The 7,992-nt window shown below is 70.1% G+C and carries 2 protein-coding genes; both read right to left on the reverse strand.

Features of this window, described 5'->3' with window-relative positions; all coding sequences use genetic code 11:
* The coding region (locus NB3_RS33610; protein WP_157112164.1) for a non-ribosomal peptide synthetase at positions 1-5,446 on the reverse strand (5,446 nt) is incomplete at its 3' end.
* A 279-nt stretch (positions 5,447-5,725) separates the two neighbouring features.
* Positions 5,726-7,992 (reverse strand): amino acid adenylation domain-containing protein (locus NB3_RS33615; RefSeq protein ID WP_157112165.1); only part of this gene is annotated, 2,267 nt, incomplete at its 5' end.

Consider the following 7,992-nt stretch of genomic DNA (forward strand, 5'->3'; position numbering starts at 1 on the left):
GCTCGCGTGGCGCATCGGTGATCCGCAGCAGCCGCACCCGCACGGGCACTTCGGCGGTCACATCGAAGGGAATCGCCGCGAGCGTGTAGACCTCGCGCGCGACCTCGTCCACGCCGATCGCGTGCGCCGCCACATCCAGCGCAACCTGCCCGGCGGGTAGTACCACCTGCACCGGGCCATCCGCGGTCTCCGGGTACACCGTGCGCAGCACCTCGTGGCGGGCCACCACGTCGTGCAGGGCCGTACCCAGCGCGGCGACATCCAGTTCGCCGGTCAACCGCAAGGCGAAGGGCAGATTGTAGGCCGCCGAACCGGTCGCGGCGGCAGCGTCGTCCGCGTGGTCGAAACGGTTGAGGAACCACATCCGCCGCTGCGCCGACGACAACGGCAACCGCTCCGGCCGGGCGATGCTGCCCAGCTCGACACCACGCTCGCCGTGGGTGTGCGACTCCAACGCCGCCGCCAACCCCGCCACGGTCGGGGTATCGAACAACGCCCGCACCGGCACCCGAGCGTCGACCGCGGCACCCAGACGCGCCACCACCTGCGTGGCGACCAGCGAATTACCGCCGAGCGCGAAGAAATCGTCATCCGCGCCCACCCGGCCCAGTCCGAGCACCTCACCGAATACACCCGCCACGATCTCCTCGACCGCTGTCGCGGGCGCTCGGAATTCCCGCGCGCTGAAAGCGGGCTCGGGCAGCGCCTTGCGATCGAGCTTGCCGCTGGGATTCAGCGGAAACGCGTCGAGCGCGACGATCGCGGCCGGAACCATATAGGCGGGCAGCGTCTCCCCGATCGCCGCGAGCAATTCCCCCTGGTCGATCGATCGCCCGGGAGCCGGGACCGCGTAGGCGACCAATTGGTCACCGAGCGACGACGGCGCCACCACGGCCACCGCCTGGCTCACCGAAGGCTGCGCCAGCAGCGCCGTCTCGATCTCACCCAGCTCGATCCGCTGGCCGCGGAACTTCACCTGGAAATCGGTCCGGCCGAGGTAGTCGAGCCGATGCGGCAGCACATCGGTCGGGTTGCGCCAGACCACCAGGTCACCGGTGCGGTACATCCGGTCGCCGTTGCCGAACGGATCGGCAACGAACCGATCGGCCGTCAGGTCGGGACGCCGCACGTAACCGCGGGCCAGCTGATCACCCGCGAGATACAGCTCACCCGGCACACCCGCGGGCACCGGTTGCAGACGCGCGTCGAGCACGTACACCTGGGTGTTCCACTGCGGCACACCGATCGGCACGGAACGCTCGTCCGCGGCGGTCGCGGGCCAATAGGTCACCGACACCGCGGCCTCGGTCGGGCCGTAGAGGTTGTGCACGGCGGCGCCGGACACCGCGCGCACCGCGGCGACGGTCTCCGGGGGCAGCGCCTCACCGATCACGAAGATGTCGCGCAAGGTGGGGCACGACCCCGGCGCGGTGTGCGCGGCGAAGACCGCCAGCATGGACGGCACGAAGTCCGTCACCGTCACACCTTGCGCCGCGATGGTTTCCGCGACGTATACCGGATCGCGGTGCCCGTCGTTGGCGGCGACGACCAGCTTCGCGCCCACCCGCAGCGGCAGGAAGTAGCCCCACAGCGAGACGTCGAACGTCGTCGCCGTCTTCTGCAGGTACACGTCGTCGGCGTCGAGCGGATACGCCGCGAGCATCCAGCTGACCTGGTTCTGGATCGCGAAGTGCGAGACCGTCACCCCCTTGGGGCGGCCGGTCGAACCCGACGTGAAGATCACATACGCCGGATGCTGCGGCAACACCGGACGCAACAGCTCCTCTGGGCGCACCGGACTGTCGTCGAACCGGTTCGGATCCAGCGCGTCCAGCAGCAGCACCGCGGTGCCTTCCGGCACGTCCACCGCGTCGGCGGAGGTGGTGAGCACGCAGACCGGCCGCGCCGTTGCCAGGATGTGCGCGATGCGTTCGGCCGGATGATCCGGATCCAACGGCACATACGCCCCACCCGCCGCGACGACCGCATACATCCCCACCACGAGATCCAACGACCGACGAACCGCCAACCCCACCAACGACTCCGCACCCACACCCTGCGAAATCAACAACCGCGCAAGCCGATTCACCCGCGCATCGAACTCACGATAAGTCAGCTCCGCGCCCTCGTACACCAACGCGACCTCGTCCGCGTAGGCCTCGGCGGCGCGCCGGTAGCCGTCCAGCAGCAGTTCGGTTGGCACCGGATACCGGGTGCTGTTCCACTCGAACAGGATGCGTTCGCGCTCCGCGGGAGCGAGCAGATCGATCGCGCCGATCGGCCGGTCCGGCTCGGCGGCGGCGACGGTGAGCAGCCGATCCAGCCGCCAGGCGAACTCGGCGATCGTCCGCTCGTCGAACAGGTCGGTGGCGTAGGTGAACATCGCCGTGAAGCCCATGGCCTCCCCGTCGGCGTCGGGCACCACGGTCAATTGCAGATCGAACTTCGCCACGGCGCTGTCGAATTCGAGCACGCGAGCGGACAGTCCGGGCAGATCGATCTCGGGCCTGCTCAGGTTCTGGTAGAACAGCGCCACCTGGAACAGCGGATGATGCGCCTGCGACCGCACCGGGTCGAGCACCTCGACCAGCCGCTCGAACGGCAGCTCGGCATGCGAGAACGCGCCGAGATCGGTTTCCTTCGCGCAGTCCAGCAGCGCGCGGAACGACGCGCCGAGATCGATCCGGGTGCGCAGTACCAGCGTGTTGACGAACATGCCGATCAGCGGATCGAGTTCCCGCTCGCCGCGGCCTGCCACCGGCGTGCCGATGGTGATGTCGTCGGTGCCGGTGAGCCGGGCGAGCAGCAGCGCGAGCGCGCTGTGCACCACCATGAACTCCGAGGCGCCCGCGCTGTGGGCCAGTTCGGCGAGCGCTCGGTGCACCGAGGCGTCCACCGCGAAGGAGTACTCCGCGCCGCGGCCGGAGGCGACGGGTGGGCGCGGCCGGTCCGAGGGCAGGTCGATCCGATCCGGGATGCCCGCGAGCGTCCTGCGCCAGTACGCGATCTGGTCCGCCGCGATCGAATCCGGGTCGTTCTCGTCCCCGAGCATCGCGTGCTGCCACAGGGTGTAGTCCGCGTACTGCACGGGTAGTGGTTGCCAGGACGGGCGCGCGCCGTTGCGCCGGGACAGGAACGCGCTGAGCAGATCCCGCAGGAACGGCGCGACCGAGGCGCCGTCGGCCGCGATGTGATGCACCACCACCGCGACCACGTGGTCGGCGGGGCCGATCTCGGCCAGCGCGATACGCAGCGGCATTTCGGCCGCCACGTCGAAACCGGCGGCGGCGAAGGTACGCAGCCAATCCGGCAGCTCGTGCTCGGCCACCGGCTTCGGCGCGAGGTCGGGAACGGCTTGCGCGGCGGGCAGCACGAGCTGATACCCCGTACCGTCCACCGCCGGATACACCGTCCGCAACGTCTCATGACGACCCACCACATCAGCAACCGCCGCCTGCAACGCCGCCACATCCAACACACCCGACAACCGCACCGCGAACGGAATATTGTTCGCCGCCGAACCGGTATCGAACTGATTCAAAAACCACATCCGCCGCTGCGCCAACGACAACGGCACCCGCTCCGGACGCTCCACCGACACCAACGCGCGCCGGTCGCCCGCGCCCTGCAACGGCTCCAGCCGGGCGGCGAGCGCGGCGACGGTGGGACTCTCGAAGATCAGCCGCGCGGGCACCCGCGCGGCGATCGCGGCGCCGAGGCGGGCCGCCGCCTGCGTCGCGATCAGCGAGTTGCCGCCCAGCTCGAAGAAATCGTCGTCCGCGCCGACCGGCGCTCCCGGGCCGAGCAGTTCGGCGAACACCGCGCCGACCAGCTCTTCGAGCGGGCCGACCGGCTCGCGGAACACTGTGGTCCGCAACCGCGGCGCGGGCAGCGCCGCGCGGTCCAATTTGCCCACCGGCGTCAAAGGGATCTCGTCCAGCACCATGACGACGGTCGGCACCATGTGCGCGGGCAGGCTCTGCTCGGCGAAAGCGGCCAGCTCGGCCGCGTCGGCGTCCATGCCCGGCGAGGCGTGCACATACGAGACGAGAATCGTCGCGCCGCTGTCCAGCTGGTGACCCACGGTGACCGCGAAATCCACCGTCTCGTGCGCCGCGAGCACCGCATCGATCTCACCCAGCTCGATCCGGAAACCCCGGATCTTCACCTGGAAATCATTGCGACCCAGATACTCCAACTCACCACCTGGCGTCCAACGCACCAGATCACCGGTGCGATAGAGCCGGGAGCCATGGGTGTCGAACGGGTTGGCGACGAAGCGGGACGCGGTCAGCCCCCGTCGTTCGTGGTAGCCGCGGGCCAGTTGCGCGCCGGTGATGTACAGCTCCCCGGCCACTCCGCTGGGAACCGGCACCAAACGCTCGTCCAGCACGTATTCGGTGACGGCCCGGATCGGCGCGCCGATCGTCACCGGCTCCCCGGGTACCAGCGGCGCGCTGATGTTCGTCATGATCGTCGTCTCGGTGGGGCCGTACCCGTTGAAGAACTCGCGGGTGCGCCCACCGGACACCGGCAGCACCCAGCGCCGCACCAGCTCCGGCGGGCACGCCTCGCCACCGGCCACCACCACACGCAACTCGTCCAGCCCCGCCGGGTCCACCGACGCCAGCGCGGCGGGCGTCACGAACGCGTGGGTCACGGCCTCCCGGCGCACCAGCGACGCGAATTCCTCGCCGCCGAACACGGTGGGGGCAGCGACGACCATGGTCGCCGCGCCGCCCAGCGCGAGCAGCAACTCCAGCACCGACGCGTCGAACGACGGCGACGCGAAATGCAACGTCCGCGACGCGCTCGTCACCCGGTAGCGGTCACGCTGCTCGGCGCAGAAGCTCGCCAACCCCGACTGCGTGACCACCACGCCCTTCGGCTTGCCGGTGGAGCCGGAGGTGTAGATGACATAAGCGGGATGCTCCGCGCGCAGCGGACGCACCCGATCGGTGTAGGTCACCGGATCGGCGGGGAACTCCTCGAGCCGCCGGGCGCACTCCGCGGTGTCGATGGACAGCCACTCCACGCGGGCCGGTAGGTCGCCGCGGAGTTCATCGATGGTCAGCCCGAAGACCGCGCCGGAGTCGGCGACCATGTGCTCGACCCGGTCGGCCGGATAGTTCGGATCCACCGGCACGAAACCCGCACCCGTCTTGGCCACCGCCCACACCGCGACCACCGACTCCACCGAACGCGGAATACCGACCGCGACCAGATCCTCCGGACCCACCCCACGATCGATCAGCAGACGCGCCAAACGCGTGGACCAGTCGTCCAGCTGGGCATAGCTCAGCTCGGCCAGCGTCGCGGTGGCGTCGGCGAACACCACGGCCGCACCGCTGGGGTTGGCCTCGACGGCGGTGGCCATCAACTGCGGCAGGGTGGTGACGCGGGGACGGCGGGTCCGGGTCGGGCGCACACGCGCCGGGCGGGTCATGCGCGCACCGCTTCCGCAGTCTCGTCACACCGCTGCCCGACTGCCCGAACCATCGTGCTGCCTCACCCTGTCTATCGTCGCCACCCGCACGTCACCATGCTCCCCGCCCAGGGATCATCGAACGCGCGCATGTCGATCGTTACCGAACCACCGGCGCACGCCCCCCGTGACCGGCCACGATCCGAGGATTTCGGGCCGGGAACGGACGCGTGTGACGAGTGCCGCGGTTGATTATTCCCTGCCGTCGCGCGATTCGGGTCGCGACGTCGGCGGGGACGCTCAACGACGGCCGTCGAGCAGAGCGGCCAGCTGCGGACCGATCACCGCCAGCGCCTCCGGTGTGGCCATCCGAGCGTGGGTGACCTCGACCGGCCGATCGACGACCATGCCCTGGACATACGGCCACCAGTCGGCCGCGGCAGCGCGCAACTCGTCGGCGGGGTCGGCGACCGCCGCGCTGAAGTACTGCACGGTGCCGCGGAAGATTCCGGGACGGTGCTCGGCGATCAGCTCGGCCGAGCGGACCGCGCTGCGATAGATCCGCCGCAGCCGCTCGGGAGTCACCGCGACCAGGTCGGCCGGGATCATGGCGTGCAGTGCGGCCAGCGACTCGTCGTCGAGTTCGTAGACGTCGCCGTCCGCGGTGGCCGCCGTGCCGAGTCCGAGTTCGGCCAGCGCGCCGCGCACCGCGGCGCGGAAACCGACCACGTCCGGATTCGGATGGCTGTCCATCATGGCCAGCAACTCCACCTGCTCGCCCGCGTCCTGCAACCTGGTCGCGATGGCATGGGCGAGCACGCCGCCGAGGGACCAGCCGAGCAACCGGTACGGGCCCTGCGGCTGCACCGCCCTGATCTCGGACAGGTAGCGCTCGGCCAGCTCGTCCAGCGAGCCGGGCAGCTCGCCGTCCTCCGACAGCGCAGGCGATTGCAGGCCGAAGATCGGCTGCTCGGCGGGCATGAACTGGGCCAGGCCCGCGTACGACCAGGCCAAGCCGTACATCGGGTGCAGGCAGAACAGCGGGGCCGCTGACCCGCTCGCCCGGATGGGCAGCAGCACGTCGAGCGCCGCGGCGGCGTCGGAGTCGCCCCCGTCGATGCGTGCGGCCAGGCCCGCCACCGTGGCGTCGGTGAAGAACCACTGCACCTGCACCGTCGCTCCGGTCGCTTCCCGCAGCCGTCCGGCCACCTGGGCCGCCAGCAGCGAGTTACCACCCAACGCGAAGAAGTCGTCGTCCAACCCGACGCGGTCGGCGCCGAGCAGTTCGGCGAACACCCGCGCGACCGTCTGCTCGGTGGTCGTCTCTGGCGCGCGGTAGTCGACGGTGCTGAGGATCTCCGGCGCGGGCAGCGCCCGGCGGTCGAGTTTGCCGTTGGGGGTCAGCGGCAGGGTGTCGAGGACGACGACGGCGTCGGGGACCATGTAGCCGGTGAGGAATCCGGCGACTTCGGCGCGCACCGCGGTCGGGTCGACACCGGCGTGGGTGTCGGGCACGACGTAGCCGATCAACCGGTCACCGGTGTGTTCGTCGGCGCGGACCACCGCCACGGCCTGCCCGACCCCGGCGCAGGCCAGCAACGCGGCTTCGATCTCGCCGAGTTCGATCCGGAACCCCCGCAGTTGCACCTGCTGATCCCCGCGCCCGGCGTATTCCAGGGCGGCGTCCGCACCGCGGGTGCGCCAGCGGCCGATGTCGCCACTGCGATACATCCGCGAACCCGGCGCCCCGAACGGATTGGCCACGAACCGGGTCGCGGTCAACCCCGCCCGCCCCAGATACCCGCGCGCCAGCTGCGCACCCAGGACATGGATCTCCCCGGCCACCCCCACCGGCGCCGGATGCAACCGGTCATCGAGCACGTAGGCGTCCAAACCGGGCAGGGCGCGCCCGATCACACTGGCCGGCTCCTGCGCGTCGGCGGGGGTCAGTGGCAGGAACGACACGTGCACGGTGGTCTCGGTGATGCCGTACATGTTCACCAACCGGGTGCGTTCACCGTGGCGGTCATACCAGCGGCGCAGTTTCCGCAGATCCAGCGCCTCACCACCGAAGATCACATACCGCAACCCCAACTCACCCCCATCCGCCGCAGTCCGGTCGGCCTCGGCCAGCTGGTAGAACGCCGACGGCGTCTGATTCAGCACCGTGACCTGTTCGCGGATCAGCAGTTCGCGGAACTGCTCGGGCGAGCGGGAAGTCACATAGTCGACCACGACCACGCTGCCGCCGTGCGCGAGCGCGCACCACAACTCCCACACCGAGAAGTCGAACGCGTAGGAATGAAACAGCGTCCACACATCATTCTCGTCGAACCCGAACAACGGCTGGGTGTTGGCCAGCAACTCCACCACGTTACGGTGCGCGACCCCCACGCCCTTGGGTACGCCGGTGGAGCCGGAGGTGTAGATGACATACGCCAGGTTGTCCGGACGCAACCGCGCCACCCGCTCGGCGTCCGACACCGGCGCATCCGAGAACTGCCGCGTCTGCTCGAGCACCACCACCGGCAACCCCGCCACCGGCACCGCGTCCCGCAGCTCGGTGG

The organism is Nocardia beijingensis NBRC 16342, from assembly GCF_001612785.1.
Lineage (GTDB): Bacteria > Actinomycetota > Actinomycetes > Mycobacteriales > Mycobacteriaceae > Nocardia > Nocardia beijingensis.